The organism is Mycolicibacterium sp. XJ1819 (assembly GCF_053483675.1).
In genome coordinates, this window is record NZ_JBEFST010000003.1 from 175,050 (window position 1) to 191,176 (window position 16,127).

16 protein-coding genes are annotated in these 16,127 nt (G+C 68.9%); 6 read left to right on the plus strand and 10 right to left on the minus strand.

Translation table 11 applies throughout. The annotated features are described in order from the left end of the window. Positions 1-39: 39 nt before the first annotated feature. The 5 genes from ABQE89_RS04380 to ABQE89_RS04400 all read right to left on the minus strand — a co-directional run bounded on the left by ABQE89_RS04380 (position 40) and on the right by ABQE89_RS04400 (position 5,292). Positions 40-1,965, minus strand: coding sequence for a peptidoglycan D,D-transpeptidase FtsI family protein (locus tag ABQE89_RS04380; protein ID WP_448414504.1), 1,926 nt, complete (start codon positions 1,963-1,965; stop codon positions 40-42). Next, entirely contained in the window at positions 1,962-2,990 is a 1,029-nt protein-coding gene (locus ABQE89_RS04385) for a cell division protein FtsL (RefSeq protein WP_448414505.1), read from the minus strand. The genes ABQE89_RS04380 and ABQE89_RS04385 overlap by 4 nt, the downstream gene beginning before the upstream one ends. Continuing rightward, positions 2,987-4,165 carry a 16S rRNA (cytosine(1402)-N(4))-methyltransferase RsmH gene (gene rsmH, locus ABQE89_RS04390; RefSeq protein ID WP_448414507.1) on the minus strand — a complete coding sequence of 393 codons (1,179 nt, stop codon included), beginning with the start codon at positions 4,163-4,165 and terminating at the stop codon, positions 2,987-2,989. Before rsmH ends, ABQE89_RS04385 begins: the two co-directional genes overlap by 4 nt. Continuing rightward, positions 4,140-4,571, minus strand: coding sequence for a division/cell wall cluster transcriptional repressor MraZ (gene mraZ, locus ABQE89_RS04395; protein WP_448414509.1), 432 nt, complete (start codon positions 4,569-4,571; stop codon positions 4,140-4,142). The genes rsmH and mraZ overlap by 26 nt, the downstream gene beginning before the upstream one ends. A gap of 319 nt (positions 4,572-4,890) precedes the next feature. Continuing rightward, positions 4,891-5,292, minus strand: coding sequence for an SCO2097 family morphological protein (locus tag ABQE89_RS04400; protein ID WP_448414511.1), 402 nt, complete (start codon positions 5,290-5,292; stop codon positions 4,891-4,893). Between the two features lie 236 nt (positions 5,293-5,528). Between ABQE89_RS04400 and ABQE89_RS04405 the strand changes: the two genes are divergently transcribed. From ABQE89_RS04405 to ABQE89_RS04420, 4 genes are all read left to right on the plus strand, one after another. Beyond that, a complete protein-coding gene (locus ABQE89_RS04405) occupies positions 5,529-6,116 on the plus strand; it encodes a GNAT family N-acetyltransferase (protein WP_448414513.1) in 588 nt (195 codons plus the stop codon). A gap of 35 nt (positions 6,117-6,151) precedes the next feature. Next, complete coding sequence (locus tag ABQE89_RS04410) at positions 6,152-6,844, plus strand: LppM family (lipo)protein (RefSeq protein WP_448414515.1); 693 nt, start codon at positions 6,152-6,154, stop codon at positions 6,842-6,844. A 105-nt stretch (positions 6,845-6,949) separates the two neighbouring features. Continuing rightward, the gene (gene idsA2, locus ABQE89_RS04415) at positions 6,950-8,038 is read left to right on the plus strand and encodes a bifunctional (2E,6E)-farnesyl/geranyl diphosphate synthase (RefSeq protein WP_448414517.1); all 1,089 of its coding nucleotides are present in this window, start codon (positions 6,950-6,952) and stop codon (positions 8,036-8,038) included. 3 nt (positions 8,039-8,041) lie between these two features. After that, entirely contained in the window at positions 8,042-9,595 is a 1,554-nt protein-coding gene (locus ABQE89_RS04420) for an alpha-(1->6)-mannopyranosyltransferase A (protein WP_448414519.1), read from the plus strand. Here ABQE89_RS04420 and ABQE89_RS04425 read toward each other — a convergent pair. Further along, positions 9,516-9,920: an Rv2175c family DNA-binding protein gene (locus tag ABQE89_RS04425; RefSeq protein WP_448414521.1), complete on the minus strand. Its 405-nt coding sequence runs from the start codon at positions 9,918-9,920 to the stop codon at positions 9,516-9,518. The genes ABQE89_RS04420 and ABQE89_RS04425 overlap by 80 nt on opposite strands. Before the next feature lie 44 nt (positions 9,921-9,964). On the opposite strand from ABQE89_RS04425, the gene ABQE89_RS04430 reads away from it, so the two are divergent. Further along, positions 9,965-11,152 carry a protein kinase domain-containing protein gene (locus tag ABQE89_RS04430; RefSeq protein ID WP_448414523.1) on the plus strand — a complete coding sequence of 396 codons (1,188 nt, stop codon included), beginning with the start codon at positions 9,965-9,967 and terminating at the stop codon, positions 11,150-11,152. On the opposite strand, the gene ABQE89_RS04435 is transcribed toward ABQE89_RS04430, so the two are convergent. The 3 genes from ABQE89_RS04435 to ABQE89_RS04445 are packed head-to-tail and all read right to left on the minus strand — an operon-like array spanning position 11,149 to position 13,945. Further along, a complete protein-coding gene (locus ABQE89_RS04435; RefSeq protein ID WP_448414525.1) occupies positions 11,149-12,537 on the minus strand; it encodes a class II 3-deoxy-7-phosphoheptulonate synthase in 1,389 nt (462 codons plus the stop codon). The genes ABQE89_RS04430 and ABQE89_RS04435 overlap by 4 nt on opposite strands. A 33-nt stretch (positions 12,538-12,570) precedes the next feature. After that, positions 12,571-13,068 (minus strand): polyadenylate-specific 3'-exoribonuclease AS, encoded by a 498-nt coding sequence (locus tag ABQE89_RS04440; protein ID WP_448414527.1) that lies wholly within the window; start codon positions 13,066-13,068, stop codon positions 12,571-12,573. A 1-nt stretch (position 13,069) separates the two neighbouring features. After that, a complete protein-coding gene (locus ABQE89_RS04445) occupies positions 13,070-13,945 on the minus strand; it encodes a hypothetical protein (RefSeq protein WP_448414529.1) in 876 nt (291 codons plus the stop codon). Between the two features lie 84 nt (positions 13,946-14,029). On the opposite strand from ABQE89_RS04445, the gene ABQE89_RS04450 reads away from it, so the two are divergent. Further along, the gene (locus tag ABQE89_RS04450) at positions 14,030-15,304 is read left to right on the plus strand and encodes a glycosyltransferase 87 family protein (protein ID WP_448414531.1); all 1,275 of its coding nucleotides are present in this window, start codon (positions 14,030-14,032) and stop codon (positions 15,302-15,304) included. Between the two features lie 23 nt (positions 15,305-15,327). Here the strand turns inward: ABQE89_RS04450 and ABQE89_RS04455 are convergent, their stop codons facing one another. Next, entirely contained in the window at positions 15,328-16,053 is a 726-nt protein-coding gene (locus ABQE89_RS04455) for a lysophospholipid acyltransferase family protein (RefSeq protein WP_448414533.1), read from the minus strand. Between the last annotated feature and the right edge of the window lie 74 nt (positions 16,054-16,127).

Here is a 16,127-nt window from a genome sequence, read left to right on the forward strand (position 1 = left end):
GACACAGTACCGGCCCGGCCCGCGGGCGCCGGTCTGTGCTCAGCCGGCCTGAAGCGTCAGCGGCGGGCCGGGATCCGGTGACAGCGGGACGTTCTCCCGCTGCAGCAGCCACGCCGCGATGTTGTGGAACAGCGGTGCCACCGTGGATCCGCGCTCACCGTCGGAGGTGCGGTGCGGGTTGTCCATCATGACGCCGACGACGTAGCGCGGATCGTCGGCGGGGGCGATCCCGGCGAACGAAATCCAGTACACGTCGTCGTAGTAACACCCGCAGCCCGGGTTGATCTGCTGGGCAGTGCCGGTCTTGCCCGCGATCTGATAACCCTCGACCGCGGCCTGCGGGCCGGTGCCCTGTTGATCGCCACGCGGGTCGCGTTGCACGGTCGCCCTGAACATGTGCCGCACGGTCTGGGCGGTCTTCGCCGAGACCACCCGCACACCCTCCGGGCGCGGTTCGTCGGTCTGGGTGCCGTCCGGCGCGATGGTGGCCTTGACGATGCGCGGCGGAATGCGCATACCGTCGTTGGCGATGGTCTGGAACATGCCCGTCATCTGCAGCAGGGTCGTCGAAAGACCTTGGCCGATGGGCAGGTTGGAGAAGGTGCTGCCCGACCACTGGTCGATCGGCGGGACCAGTCCGGCGCTCTCTCCGGGCAGTCCGACCCCGGTGCGCTGGCCGAGGCCGAAGCGGTGCAGCATGTCGGCAAAGCGCTCCGGGCCGAGGCGTTGGGCCAGCATCAACGTGCCGACGTTCGACGACTTCCCGAAGATGCCGGTGGTGGTGTAGGGCATGGTGCCGTGCTCCCACGCGTCCTTGACCGTCACACCGCCCATGTGGATCTGACCGGGCACCTGCAGCACCTCGTCGGGGTTGGACAGCCCGTACTCGATGACCGAGGCCGCGGTGACGACCTTGTTGACCGATCCGGGCTCGAAGGGCGACGAGACCGCGGGGTTGCCGAGTTCGCGGTCGGCCTGCCGCCCGATGTCCTGCGACGGGTCGAAGGTGTTGTCGTTCGCCATCGCAAGCACCTCAGCGGTTTTCGCGTCCAGCACCACGGCCATCACGTTCTTCGCCCCGGACAGGTTCGCGGCCTGCTGCACCTGCTGCTGCACGTAGAACTGGATGTCGTCGTCGATGGTCAGCATCACCGTCGAGCCGTCGACGGCGTCGTGGCGGTTGCGGTAGCTGCCCGGAATCACCACGCCGTCCGAACCGCGGTCGTAGGTGACCGCGCCGTCGGTGCCGGCCAGCACGGCGTCGAGCGAATCCTCGAGGCCCAGCAGTCCGTGCCCATCCCAGTCGATACCGCCCACGATGTTGGCGGCCAGCGACCCGCCCGGGTACTGGCGCAGATCCTGGCGCTCCGAGCCGACCTCCGGGAACTTCTTGCTGATCGCCTCTGCGACGGCCGGGTCGACCGCGCGCGCCAGATAGACGAAGGGCTCGTCGCTCTCGAGCTTCTTGAGCACCGACTTCGCGTCGGGCTTGCCGTTCAGCCGTGCAGCCACCTCGTCGGCGATGTCACGCAACCGGCGCTGCGGATCCGGCGCGTCGGGGGTCTTCTCCCTGGCCTCCGTCAGCTGCTTGCGGATCCTCACCGGCTGGAAGGTCAACGCGCGGGCTTCGATCGTGAACGCGAGCTTGTCGTGGTTGCGGTCGACGATCGAGCCGCGCACCGCCTTCTCCACATCGGTGACCTTGAGCTGACCCGCAGCCTCGGCGCGCAGTCCCGCCGCGCGCGGCACCTGCAGATTGAACAGCTGGGCGGCGGCGACGACGAGCACCAGGAAGATGACGGCGTTGCCGGTGCGATGCCGGAACACGAACGACGCACTGCGCAGGCCGGCGTCGGTGACCGGTGCCCTGGTCCGCCGCGCCTTGGCGGACCTGCCCTGCGCCTTGGCCGGTGTGCGGGTCTTCGGGTTGCTCCGGCCGCGACCCTGGCCCGAGGTCCGGCTCATGCCGGCGCACCGAGCGGCGTCGGCGCCGGCGGGCTGACCTGCTCGACCGCCGGGGCCGGCCCGGGAAGCCCGGAGAGCGCGGGCACATGCGGTGTGCCTGCCTCCGGCGGAGCACCCGGGACCAGCTGGGGCACCTCGGGCGCCGGGGCCCCTGCCAGCGGCGCGACCGGTGCGCCGGGCGCGCCGGGCACGGTGGGCACAGTCGGAACAGTGGGTACGCCGGGCACGGTGGGCATCGGCCGCTCGGCACCCGGCAGGGGGGCCGGTGGCGTGCGGGACGGCAACCGCACCACGAGTTCGCGAGGTTCGATGACGCGCGGGGCGGGCGGCGGCGGGGGTGGCGGCGGCGCCGCTTCGGGTAGCGGGGTGTTCAGCGGCGGCGGCGGAACCCCCTCGGCGGGTTTGGGCGTGCCGACCACGATCCAGTTGCCTGCGGGATCCTGCACCAGGTGCGCGGTGTCCCGCGAGGGGATCATGCCCAGATCCCTGGCCGCCTCGGCCAGCGCGGGCGCGGCCTGCGCCTCGAGCACGTCGCGTTCGAGTGCCTCCTTCTGCTGCAGCAGCGCCTGGTTGGTCTCGCGGGCGTTGCCGAGTTGGTAGGACCGCTCGGCGGAGTCGGTGGACAGCCACAACGTGATACCCAGGCCCATCCCCAGCGACCCGATCACCAGGACGACGAACGGCACCCGGGCCACCAGGGCCCGCGGGCTCAGCTCGATCGAGGTCAGCTTGACGACGATCCGTTCCCGCAACCTGTCCCGCAGCGGAGGCCGGACGACCTTGGGCGCCTTGGCCTTTCGCGCCTTGGCGCGGGCCTTGGCCTGGCTGGCGCTCTTCGGCCTCGCCGGCTTCTCGACGGGCCGCGGAATCGGGTTGGTCTGCGGAGCCGACCGCGTCGGACCCGGTTCGCGGATGCGGCCGCGGCGCGTGGGCGCGTCGGCGGAGCGGCGTTGGTCGCCACGGGCGTTGCGGGCTTTGCGACGACGGTCGTCGCTGCCCCGCGCAGGTGCTGTCCGCTTGCTCACGGTTGCCTCCCCACCTTCTCCAGTGCACGCAACCGCACCGACGCACTACGCGGGTTGGTTGCGATCTCCTCTGCGCTCGCGCGTTCGGCGCGACGTGTCAGGGACACGAATTGCGGTTCGTGGCCCGGCAGTTCGACCGGCAGCCCGGTCGGGGTGCGGGACGCGGTGGCGGCCGCGAACTGTCTCTTGACGATGCGGTCTTCCAGGGACTGGTAGGCCATCACGACGATCCGGCCGCCTGGCGCAAGGGCGTCCATCGCGGCCGGCAGGGCGTCGCGCAACGAGTCCAGCTCGCCGTTGACGACGATGCGCAGCGCCTGAAATGTCCGCTTGGCGGGGTGGCCTCCGGTGCGGCGGGCCGGCGCCGGAATCGCCTGATACAGCAGCTCCACCAGTTCACCGGTGGTCGAGAACGGCTGGCGGGCGCGGCGGCGCACGATGTGTGCGGCAATGCGGCCCGCGAACTTCTCGTCGCCGAAGTCGCGCAGCACCCGCGTCAGCGCCTTCTCGTCGTAGGTGTTGACCACCTCGGCGGCGGTGAGGTCCGCGTCGCGGTCCATCCGCATGTCCAGCGGCGCGTCGGCCGCGTAGGAGAAGCCGCGCTCGCTGCGGTCCAGCTGCATCGAGGACACGCCGAGGTCGAATAGCACACCGTCGACGAGTAGGGGTTCTGAGCCCGCCCAAGAGCCCGAATCGGCGAGCACGCTTGCGATGCCGTCGTAGCGGGTGCGTACCAGCAACACCCGGTCGCCGAACCGCGTCAGCCGCTCACCGGCGATCCACAGGGCGTCGGGATCGCGGTCGAGCCCGATCAGGCGCAGCCCGGGCAGCTCGGTCAGAAACCGCTCGGCGTGCCCGCCCGCGCCCAGCGTGGCGTCGACCAGCACCGCCCCGGCGCCGTCGGGGCTGTGTCGGGTCAGCGCCGGCTTGAGCAGTTCGACACACCGGTCGATCAGGACCGGAATGTGGCCATGGTCGTGGGGATTTCGGGATTCCTGGGCCATCGCTGCGTCTCCGTCCGGGCCTGTGGTGACAGACCGCGCACCGAGGTCCCTGTCCGAGAGCGCGGACCTGGCGTCGGGGAAGTACGCCAGGGCCGGTTCGGGCAGAGGCCACGATGCACGGGCCGGTCGCCGGTGGGCCGTCGGGTCAGATGATGTCGTGCAGAGCTTCATCGGTGGCCGCGGAGAAGTTCTCTTCGTGGGACTGCTGGTAGGACTGCCACGCCGCCGAATCCCAGATCTCCAGGTAGTCGACCGCCCCGATCACCACGCACTCCTTGGACAGGTTGGCGTAGCGGCGGTGGTCGGCCGACAGCGTGATCCGGCCCTGCCCGTCGGGGTGCTGCTCGTCGGTGGCGGCCGCCAGGCTTCGCAGAAACGCCCGGGCCTCGGGGTTGCTGCGCGATGCCTGCGATGCTCGACGGGCCAGCTTCTCGAACTCGGCGCGTGGGTACACGGCGAGGCTGTGGTCTTGGCTCTTGGTCACCATCAACCCTCCTGCCAGTGCGTCACGGAATTTGGCGGGCAGCGTCAGCCGCCCCTTGTCGTCGAGCTTCGGCGTGTACGTGCCGAGAAACATCCGGCCACTTCCTGCTTCTCCGGAGCCCCGGTTGCTCCGTTGCCGCCACTTTACCCCACTTTCCCCCACTCTGTGCCATTTGCTGCCTGGTTTTGCGCACGAACCCCCACACAGCAGGGAATCTGCGCCGAGAAATGTGTCGGTCGGCGGGGCCACGAGCGCGGCCTGAGGCGTAAAACCGCAGCTAGTGGCGCCCGAACGAGGCGGTGGGGGGTAGTGGGGGCGTCGACCTACGCCGGCGTCGACGTCGCCTCAATGCCGCGACACGCGCACGAAAAAAAGGGGCAGCCCGGCGGGCTGCCCCTACGTCGTCGGGATCCTATTCGTCGAAGCGGCGGCGGAACCGGTCTTCCATCCGACTGGTGAACGAGCCACCGGTGCCCTTGGCGCGCTTCGGCCGCGGCATCCCGGGCGCGGCGTTGGCGACCTCGCGCACCCCCACCCGGGGTCCGGTGATCGCGAAGACCACGCCACCGAACATCACCATGAAGCCGAGTACTGACACGATCGGGAAACCACCGATCTGAGTGGCCGGGATCGCGACGCCCGAGACCAGCATCGCCAGTCCGATCACGAAAAGCGCTGCGCCCTGCAGCCGACGTCGCGTAGAGGGAGCGCGCAGGGTGCCGCCACGAACACTCGAGGCGAACTTGGGGTCCTCGGCATAGAGCGCGCTCTCGATCTGCTCGAGCATGCGCTGCTCATGATCGGAGAGTGGCATTCGTCCCTCCCTTTTCAAGCCGGGGGCGCGCCCGGAGCCGTCTCAGTCCTTCAAACTCGCTTATGCCCACAGTAACGGGCACCTAACAGTCATGATACGAGGTCAATCTGAGCCGTACCACCTAGTTGGATTCCCGATTGTATGCCGGATCGCACAACCTCGAAGATCCCATCCGCTTTCCGGTTTCCCAATAATGGTGTGACGAGTCCGCACGAGACCGCGAAGGGCAAGGGAAGTTGGCGACATTTCTCATCGACTTGTCGCCGAGCGATATGCAACGCCGGCTCGGTGACGCGCTGGCGGTCTACGTCGACGCCATGCGTTACCCGCGCGGCACCGAGGACCAGCGCGCGGCGATGTGGATGGAACACACCCGCAGACCCGGCTGGAAAGCGGTCGCGGCCGTGCAGACCGCCGATCCCGCCGACACCGACGACCTGGTGGGCCAGCCGCTGCTCGGCGTCGCGTACGGCTACTGCGGGGCGCCCGACCAGTGGTGGCAGCAGCAGGTGGTGGCCGGTCTGCACCGGGTCGGGGCGGACCGCAACCGCATCGCCGAGCTGATGACCAGTTACTTCGAGCTCACCGAACTGCACATCCACCCGCGGGCGCAGGGCCGCGGGCTCGGTGAGGCGCTGGCCCGCCGGCTGCTCGCCGACCGCGGCGAAACTCATGTGTTGCTGTCCACGCCGGAGATCAACGGCGAGGCCAACCGGGCCTGGCGGCTCTACCGCAGGCTCGGTTTCACCGACGTCATCCGCGGCTACCACTTCGCCGGTGACCCGCGGGCCTTCGCCATCCTCGGCCGCGCTCTGCCCTTGTGAGCCCCTTGCAGCCCCCAGTCTGGCACGATGACGACGTGTTCGACGTGCCCGCCCGCCGGTCCCGCAACCGACACCGGCTGCTTGCGGTGGTGTTACTGGCGTTGATCGTGCTGCCGACGGTCGTGGGCTGCGTGCGGATCAGGGCGTCGATCACGGTGTCCCCCGACGACCGGGTGTCCGGGCAGATCGTCGCCGCGGCCAAGCCCCGCAACGCCGACGACAAGGGCCCCCAACTGCTCAACAACCTGACCTTCGCCAACAAGGTCGCGGTCTCCGAATACAGCCGCGACGACTACGTCGGCTCGCAGGCGGTGTTCTCCGATCTCACGTTCGCCGAGTTACCGCAGCTGGCCAACATGAACCGCGACGCCGCGGGGGTGGACATCTCGTTGCGCCGCGCGGGCGATCTGGTGATCCTCGAGGGCCGCGCCGATCTGACGTCGCTGAGCGACCCGGACGCCGACGTGTCGCTGTCGGTGTCCTTCCCCGGCGAGGTGACCTCGACCAACGGCGACCAGATCTCCGCGGAGATCGTCGAGTGGAAACTGAAACCCGGCGTGGTCAGCACCATGAACGCGCAGGCGAGCTACACCGACCCCAGCGCACGCTCCTTCACCGGCGCCGCGATCTGGCTCGGGGTCGCGTCGTTTCTGGTGGCGGGCATCATCGGTGCGCTGGCCTACGTCAACCGCGACCAGTCGCCGCGGGTGGGCGAACCCAGCGAGTAGGCCACCGGATGACCCCGGTGAGTTGCTAAAACCCAAGTTGCAGGCTCTACTCTGATTTCACCCGGATGGGTGAGCAGAGCACACAGAAAGGGGCGCCCGCTGAGCGTGTACGCAGCGGCACCGTCGGCCGTCGAGCTGGCCAGCGCCGTCACCGATCAACTGCGGGCGTATCTGGCAGAACGCCGCCGCGACTGCGCGTACATGGGTGCCGACTACGGCGAGTTCACCGCGGCGCTGGAGGAATTCGTGGTGCGGGGCGGCAAGCGGCTACGGCCGGCCTTTGCGTACTGGGGCTGGCGCGCGGTGGTCGACCGCCCCGGCGACGTCGTCGATCCCGATGCGCTGCGGCTGTTCTCGGCACTGGAACTGCTGCACGCCTGCGCGCTGATCCACGACGACGTCATCGACGCGTCGGCGACCCGGCGCGGCATGCCGACCGTGCACCGACTGTTCGCCGACCGGCACCGCGCCCACGACTGGCACGGGTCCTCCGAGCAGTTCGGGATGTCGGCGGCGATCCTGCTCGGCGACCTCGCGCTGGTGTGGGCCGACGACATCGTGGCCACCGCCGAACTGCCCGACGCGGCGCGCCACCGGGTACAGCACATCTGGGCGGCCATTCGCACCGAGGTGCTCGGCGGCCAGTATCTCGACATCGCCGCGGAGGCCAGCCGCGCGGAATCGGTGGCGTCGGCGATGACGGTCAACATCTACAAGACCGCCTCGTACACGATTTCGCGCCCGTTGCAGCTGGGTGCCGCCGCGGCCGCCGACCGGCCGGAGGTGCAGGCCGCGTTCCACGAACTCGGCACCAACCTCGGCGTCGCGTTCCAGTTGCGCGACGACGTGCTCGGCGTATTCGGTGACCCGCTGGTCACCGGCAAGCCATCGGGTGACGACCTGCGCTCGGGCAAACGCACCGTGCTGCTGGCCGAGGCCGTCGAGCTGGCCGACGAGCGCGATCCGGCGGCCGCCGAACGGTTGCGGACCTCCATCGGCACCGAACTGACCGACGCCCAGGCCAAACAACTGTGCGAGGTGATCGAATCGGTCGGGGCGCTGGCCGCGGTGGAGCACCGCATCGACGTGCTCACCCGCAAGGCGCTCGACATCATCGACACCGCGCCCATCGACGAACAGGCCAAGACCGGCCTCACCGAACTCGCCCGTCTAGCCGCCAACCGGTCCGCCTAGAGCATGACCACCCCCACGTCCAAACCCCGGATGTCGGAGCGCATCTCGCGCTTCATGACGTTCGCCGCCTCCCCCGACGCGCAGCCCGCGCGGCTGGGCTTCTTCGGCGCCGCGTTGATCACCGCCGGCGGGGTCGGAGCGGGAAGCACCCGGCTGCACGATCCGCTGCTGGAGTCGCTGCACCTGTCGTGGTTGCGCTTCGGGCACGGGCTGGTGTTGTCCTCGGTGTTGTTGTGGGCCGGCGTGGCGCTGATGCTGATCGCGTGGCTGCGCCTGGGCCGCCGCGTCATCGACCGCACCGCCACCGAGTACACGATGGTCGCGACCACCGCGTTCTGGCTGGCGCCTCTGCTGCTGAGCGTGCCCGTGTTCAGCAGGGACACCTATTCCTACCTCGCCCAGGGCGCACTGTTGCGGGACGGGTTCGACCCTTACGTGGTCGGGCCCATCGAGAATCCGAACCTCTTGCTGGACAACGTCAGTCCCATCTGGACCACCACCACCGCGCCGTACGGGCCCGCGTTCATCCTGATCGCGAAGTTCGTCACGATGTGGGTCGGCAACGACGTCGTGGCCGGCACCATGCTGTTGCGGTTGTGCATGCTGCCCGGTCTGGCGCTGCTGATCTGGGCGGCCCCACGGGTGGCCCGCCACGTCGGCGCCAACGGCGCGGCGGCGCTGTGGATCTGCGTGCTCAACCCGCTGGTGATCATCCATCTGATGGGCGGCGTGCACAACGAGATGCTGATGGTCGGGTTGATGATGGCCGGACTCGCCCTGACCTTCAGCAAGCATCACATCTGGGGTGTCGGCCTGATCGCCGTCGCGGTCGCGGTGAAAGCCACCGCCGGACTGGCACTTCCGTTCATGGTGTGGGTGTGGATGCGCGACCTGCGCAGCAGGCGCGGGTTCCCGACGGTCAAGGCGTTCGCGGTGGCGACGGCGGCGGCGCTGCTGATCTTCGTCGCGGTGTTCGCGGTGTTGTCGCTGGCCGCCGGTGTCGGGCTGGGCTGGCTGACCGCGCTCGCCGGTTCGGTGAAGATCATCAACTGGCTGACGGTGCCTACCGCGGTGGCCAACGTCGTCAACGCCGTCGGCGGGCTGATCATGCCGGTGAACTTCTACGCAGTGCTCGACGTCACCCGGATCGCCGGGATCGCGATCATCGCGATCTCACTTCCGGTGTTGTGGTGGAGGTTCCGCCACACCGACCGCGAGGCCCTCGTCGGTATCGCGTTGGTGATGGGCGTCGTGGTGCTGTTCGTGCCCGCCGCGCTGCCGTGGTACTACACGTGGCCGCTGGCCGTGGTCGCGGCGCTGGCGCAGAGCAGGCCCGCGATTGCCGTGATCGCCGGGTTGTCCACCTGGATCACCGTGATCTGGCGGCCCGACGGCGCGCACGGCATGTACTCCTGGACGCACGTGTTGCTCGCCATGGCATGCGGTGTGGCGGCGTGGTATTCGCTTTACCGGACGCCTAGCACGCCATCGCCTGGGCCCGACGCACCACCTCGCGGGCCTGATGCGAGTGCAGCGCGTCAACCGGCCGGGCATTAGCCTGCTTGTCCGTCGAACCGTCGCGGCGGATCGTCAGGGACGGATCGGGGGTGAACAGCCATCGGACGATCTCCGTCTCGCCGTATCCCCCGTCGTGCAGCACGACGAGCAGGCCGGGCAGGCTCTTCACCACGTGGCCGGTGTCGTCGAAGAAGATCTGCGGTATCACCACCGCACCGCCGCGGCGCACCCCGATGAGGTGCCCGTCGCGCAGTTGTTGATGCACCTTCGTCACCGGAACGCCCAACAGATCGGCGACGGTGGGTAGGTCGTAGACCGCCTCGCCAGGGTCCAGAACATCGTCGGCGGCTGGAATGCTGCTCACCGCATCGAGTCTAGGCCTCCTGGCGGGTTCGAGCGGCTCGTAACATGTCTCTGATGGACACTCACCGGCGATTGGATCCGCTCGCCGGTACCGTGCTCGACGGTCGCTACCGCGTCGACAGCCTGATCGCCACCGGCGGGATGAGCGCCGTGTACCGCGGTCTGGACCTTCGGTTGGACCGTCCGGTGGCGCTGAAGATCATGGAGTCGCAGTACGCCGGCGATCAACAGTTCCTGATGCGCTTCCAGCGCGAGGCCCGCGCCGTGGCCCGACTCAAGGATCCCGGCCTGGTCGCCGTCTACGACCAGGGCGGCGGAGACCGGGGCGGTCAGCCTCCCTTCCTGGTGATGGAACTCATCGAGGGTGGCACGCTGCGCGAACTGCTGCGTGAGCGCGGACCGATGCCGCCGCACGCCGCCGCGGCGGTGCTCGCGCCGGTGCTGGGTGGCCTGGCCGTCGCGCATTCGGCCGGACTGGTGCATCGCGACATCAAGCCGGAGAACGTGTTGATCTCCGACGACGGCGAGGTCAAGCTCGTCGACTTCGGGCTGGTCCGCGCGGTCGCCGAGGCCAAGATCACCTCCACCAGCGTGATTTTGGGCACCGCGGCGTACCTGTCGCCCGAACAGGTCAGCACCGGACATGCGGATCCGCGCAGCGACGTCTACGCCGTCGGTGTGCTGGCCTACGAACTGCTCACCGGCGACACCCCGTTCACCGGTGACAGCGCGCTCGCAATCGCCTACCAGCGGATGGACAACGACGTCGCCGCGCCGAGCACGAAGATCGCCGGTGTGCCACCACAGTTCGACCACCTCGTGCTGCGCGCGACCGCGCGCGACCCGTCGCAGCGGTATGCCGACGCGCGCGAGATGGGCGAGGCGCTCGAAACCGTCGTCGAGGAATTGGGGCTGCCCGCGTTTCGCGTGCCCGCGCCGCGCGATTCGGCGCAGCACGCGTCGGGGGCCCTGACGTCGCGGCACCCGGCGCCCGCCAACCGCCCGCCCCGGCAACAGACCCGCGAGTTCACCCGAGACAATATGGCACCCGTTGAACTCGAATCACCGGACCCGCCAAGGCAGTTCGCCGGCATCGACATCGACGAGTTCTACTGGGCCCGCCAACGCTCCAGGCGCGCGCTGCTGTTCTGGGTGCTCGCCGTGCTGACACTGACGGGTCTGGCCGCGGCCGGGGCGTACACCCTCGGCACGAACATCGGCACCCTGCTTTAGTCGCGCAGCATCTCGGCGACCAAGAACGCCAACTCCAGCGACTGCTGGGTGTTCAGGCGCGGATCGCAGGCCGTCTCGTAGCGGCCCGCCAGGTCCAGGTCGGAGATGTCCTGCGCGCCACCGAGACACTCGGTGACGTTCTCGCCGGTGATCTCGACGTGGATACCGCCGGGGTGGGTGCCCAGAGCGCGGTGCACCTCGAAGAACCCCTGAACCTCGTCGACGATGCGGTCGAAGTGGCGGGTCTTGTAGCCGTTGGAGGATTCGTGGGTGTTGCCGTGCATCGGGTCGCACTGCCAGATCACCTGATGCCCGGTGGCCTGCACCTTCTCGATGATCGGCGGCAACAGATCGCGAATCTTGTTGTTGCCCATCCGAGTCACCAGGGTCAGCCGGCCAGGTTGGTTGCGCGGATCGAGGCGCTCGACGTATTCGACGGCGACCTCAGGGGTCATCGTCGGGCCCAGCTTCACCCCGATCGGGTTGTCGATCACCTCGGCGAACGCCACGTGCGCGCCGTCGAGTTGGCGGGTCCGCTCGCCGATCCACACGTAGTGCGCGGACAGGTCATACAGCGCGGGCCTGCCGTCCTCGTCCTCGCCGAGGCGCAGCATCGCGCGTTCGTAATCGAGCACCAACGCCTCATGGCTGGCGTAGATCTCGGCGGTCTGCAAATTGTGGTCGTCGACCCCGCAGGCCGTCATGAAGGTCAGCCCGCGGTCGATCTCGCTGGCCAGCGCCTCGTAGCGCGCCCCCGCCGGTGAGGTCCGGACGAACTCGCGGTTCCAGTCGTGCACGAGATGCAGCGAGGCCAGCCCCGACGCGGTCAGCGCCCGCACCAGGTTCATCGCCGCGCTGGCGTTGGCGTACGCGCGCACCAGGCGCGACGGGTCGTGTTCGCGGGTGGCGGCGTCGGGGGCGAACCCGTTGACCATGTCACCGCGGTAGGACTTCAGCCCCAGTGCGTCGATGTCCGACGAGCGCGGCTTGGCGTACTGACCCGCGATGCGGGCCACCTTGACCACCGGCATGCTGGCGCCGTAGGTGAGCACCACCGCCATCTGCAGCAGCGCGCGGATGTTGGCGCGGATGTGCGGTTCGGTGTTGTTGACGAACGTCTCGGCGCAGTCCCCGCCCTGCAGCAAAAACGCCTCGCCCCGCGCGACGTCGCCCAGCAGGGCCTTGAGCCGTTGCACCTCGGCGGGCACGGTGACCGGCGGGACGCTCTCGAGCACGGTGCGCATCTTCTTGGCCGTCTCGGCGTCCCAGCTGGGCTGCTGCAGTGCGGGCTTGGCCAGGGCGGCGTCCAACCGATGCCGCAGGTCATCGGGCAGCGGCGGCAGCGACGGCAGCTGATCGATGGGTACGTCGACGGTCCAGTTCACGTGTTCATGGTAACGGGACATCCGGGACGCCCTTCACCGCTGCGCGACGGCCTGCCCACCGGTGATGATCTGGTATCGCAGCAGGTTGTGCCGGGCGTCGACGAGCGCGTCGTGCGCATCGCGCGGGCCCGGCGGCATCCGCGGCGACCCCCTGTCCTCCCACAACTGCCGAAGCTCGCGGGTGAACCGGGGCATGGCGGGCGGCAGCTCGGTCATCGGCCCCCACAACTGGCACAGCACGACGTGGTCGTAGGCGCCCACCCAGGCCCACAGTTCGATCGGCTCCTCCCCGTCGATGCCGAAGAAGTCCTCGAGTTCGGCCCGGATCTGCCGCCGCGACCGCCACAGCGCGGACGCCGGCGACGGCAGCTTGGGCAGCACGTGCTTCCGCACCCAGCTGCCCGCCTGTTGAGGATCGAATTCCGTTGACACCGCGTAGTATTCACGTCCGTCTTCGGCGGCGATGCCGATCGAGATCAGCTCGATCGTCCGGCCGTCATCGATGAACTCGGTGTCATAGAAGTACCTCACCTCAGGCCGCCGTCCGTTGCGGCGGAGCGGGGGCGGCTCGGATCTCGCGGTCCAGTTGCTCGTCGACCTCGGCGTCGTCGGGAAACTTCGGCATCCCGGTGATGGCGTCCTGTAGCCACAGCTTGGCCTGCACCACCGGGCGTCGAAGCCACCGCTCGCGCTCCAGGGCGCGATGCATTTTGCGAGGCCGATTGGTGTAGCGCCAGCGCGCCCACGGCGCGTGCGGGCGTGAGAGCCGGATCGCGCCGATGACCAGCAACGGCGTGATGAACATCCCGACCAACCCCGTCCACACCTTTCCCTTGAGCAGCACCACCACCGCCAGCGCCAATGTCAGCACCGCGATCGCGATCACCGACACCCGCGCGGCCATCGTGTGATCCTCGCGCCAGATCCCGATGTTGAGAAACGACAACGGGTTGAACCCGAGCACCAGCAGGCCTGCGACCGCGACCGCGGCGAACACCGCATCCACCGACGCCCTGCCGTCCTCGGCCCAATACACGTCGTCCAAATGCAGGATGAGCGCGAACTCGTCGAGTACCAGCGCGGCGCCGATTCCGAAAAATGTTGCCGCCACCGTGAACTCGGGTACTCCCCCGTCCACAGCCATCGTCACCATAGCGACCCCGGAGACCATGACCAGAATCACACCGATGACCACGTGGTGGATGTGCAGTCCACCGGTGCCCAGGTTGCGCGGCTGCCACCACTTGCGGGGGGCGTCGCTGTCGGCGTGGCGGCGGATGTACCGCACGATCGTGCGGGTGACGAAGAACGTGAGGATGAACGCGATCAGGCAATACACCAACGGCAACCGCCCGTGCGGAACGGAGAGGTCGAATTCGAAGATCGGCGCTGCCGCTGCTGGAGCCACCCAGAAAACTTACGCCGACCTGCGCGTGTCGGGCCCGGGATACCCGCCGAGTCAGCGGGACCCCCCGATAGTCTGGTCGGCGATATGAGTAATTGGCGGCTGCCCGGGGGGCGCGGTTCGGTACCAACGCTCGCCTGGCGGCTGTTTCAGTTGCTTACCGCGGCCCTGCTGGCCTGGGCGGGCTGGCGGCTGCTGGGCCAGACCCCGTACCGGATCGACATCGACGTCTACCGCATGGGCGGTCGAGCCTGGCTCGACGGCACTCCGCTGTACGCCGACGGCGTCATGTTCCAAACGCGTGGCGGCCTGGACCTGCCCTTCACCTATCCGCCTCTGGCGGCGGTCGCGTTCGCGCCGTTCGCGTTGCTCTCGCTGGAACTGGCCAGCGTCGCGATCACCTTGACCACGCTGATCCTGCTGGTCGTCGCGACGACGATCGTGCTGACGCGGCTCGATGTGTGGCCGACTACCTCCGCCACCGGGGAGCCCGCGTGGTTGCGCCGCGGCTGGCTGGCCGCCGCGATCGTCGCCCCCGCGGTGATCTACCTGGAACCGATCCGGTCCAACTTCGACTTCGGCCAGATCAACGTGGTGCTGATGGCGCTGGTGATCGCCGACTGCGTGCCGCGCCGCACGCCCTGGCCGCGCGGCATGCTGCTGGGCCTGGCCATCGCGCTCAAGCTCACCCCCGCGGTGTTCCTGCTGTACTTCCTGCTGCGCCGCGACACCCGCGCGCTCATCGTCACGACGGCGTCGGCGGTGGTGGCCACGCTGGCCGGCTTCGCGTTCGCCTGGCGCGATTCGATCGAGTACTGGACCGAGACGGTGCGCAACACCGACCGCATCGGCACCGCGACGTTGAACACCAACCAGAACATCGCCGGCGCGCTGGCCCGGCTCGGGCTGGGCGAGGGCGAGCGGTTCGTGCTGTGGGTCCTCGCCTGCTTCGCGGTGCTGGCGGTGACGGTGTGGGCGGCGCGACGACTGCTCAGGGCCGGGCAATCGGTGCTCGCGCTGATCTGCGTGGCGATGTTCGGGCTGGTGGTCTCGCCGGTGTCCTGGTCACACCACTGGGTGTGGGTGCTGCCCACGGTGGTGGTGACCGCGGTGGTCGCCTACCGGCAGCGGCACATCGCGCTGGGCGTGATGTCGGCGGTCGGGGTCGCGCTGATGGTCTGGACGCCGATTCCGCTGATGCCCGAGCACCGCGAGACCGCGGCCCCGCTGTGGCGCCAGTTGGCGGGCGGTTCCTACGTCTGGTGGGCCATCGCGGTGATCGTCGTGGCGGGCACGCTGACGGTGCGTGCGACTGCGGGCAGTTGCGACCTCGACGCCGCGCGCGTCCCCGCCGTCAACTAGCCGGCCCCTGCTCATTCGCCGGCTCAGCCGGCGGCCACCTCCGGGACGCGGGCCGCCGGCGGTACCTCCTCGGGCGCCCTGCCCTCCTTGATGTCGGCCGCGTAGAGGTCGACGTACTCCTGCCCGGAGAGTCGCATCAGTTCGTACATCACCTCGTCGATCACCGCGCGTTCGATGAACCGGTTGCCGGCCATGCCCTCGAACCGGCTGAAGTCCATCGGCTTGCCGAACTTGACCTGGACCCGGCCGAAACGCCACATCTTGCTGCCCGGGGGGTTGACGACATCGGTGCCCACCATCGCGACCGGGATCACCGGGACACCGGTCTGCAACGCCAAGCGCGCCAGACCCGTCTTGCCCTTGTACAGCCGCCCGTCGGGCGAGCGGGTGCCCTCCGGATACATGCCCAGCAGCTTGCCCTCACCCAGGATGCGGGCGGCGGTGTTCAGCGCGCTCTGGGCGCTGTCGGCATCGGTGCGGTCGATCGGCACCTGCCCCGCCACGGTGTAGAACCAGCGCGTGAGCCAACCCTTGATCCCGGTGCCGGTGAAGTACTCGGCCTTGGCCAGAAAGGTGATCCGCCTGCGCACCACCAGGGGCAGATAGAAGCTGTCGGCGACCGCCAGGTGGTTGCTGGCCAGGATGGCCGCACCCGACGGCGGAACATATTCCAGCCCTTGCACTTTCGGCCGCCCCAACACGGACAGCAGTGGGCCCATGAACACGTATTTGAACAGCCAGTACCACATGGGCCCTCCCGGATACCGAACACCGGCCGGTGTTCTTCGACAACTTTACCCAGGTGCTGTGGATGCGACCACAG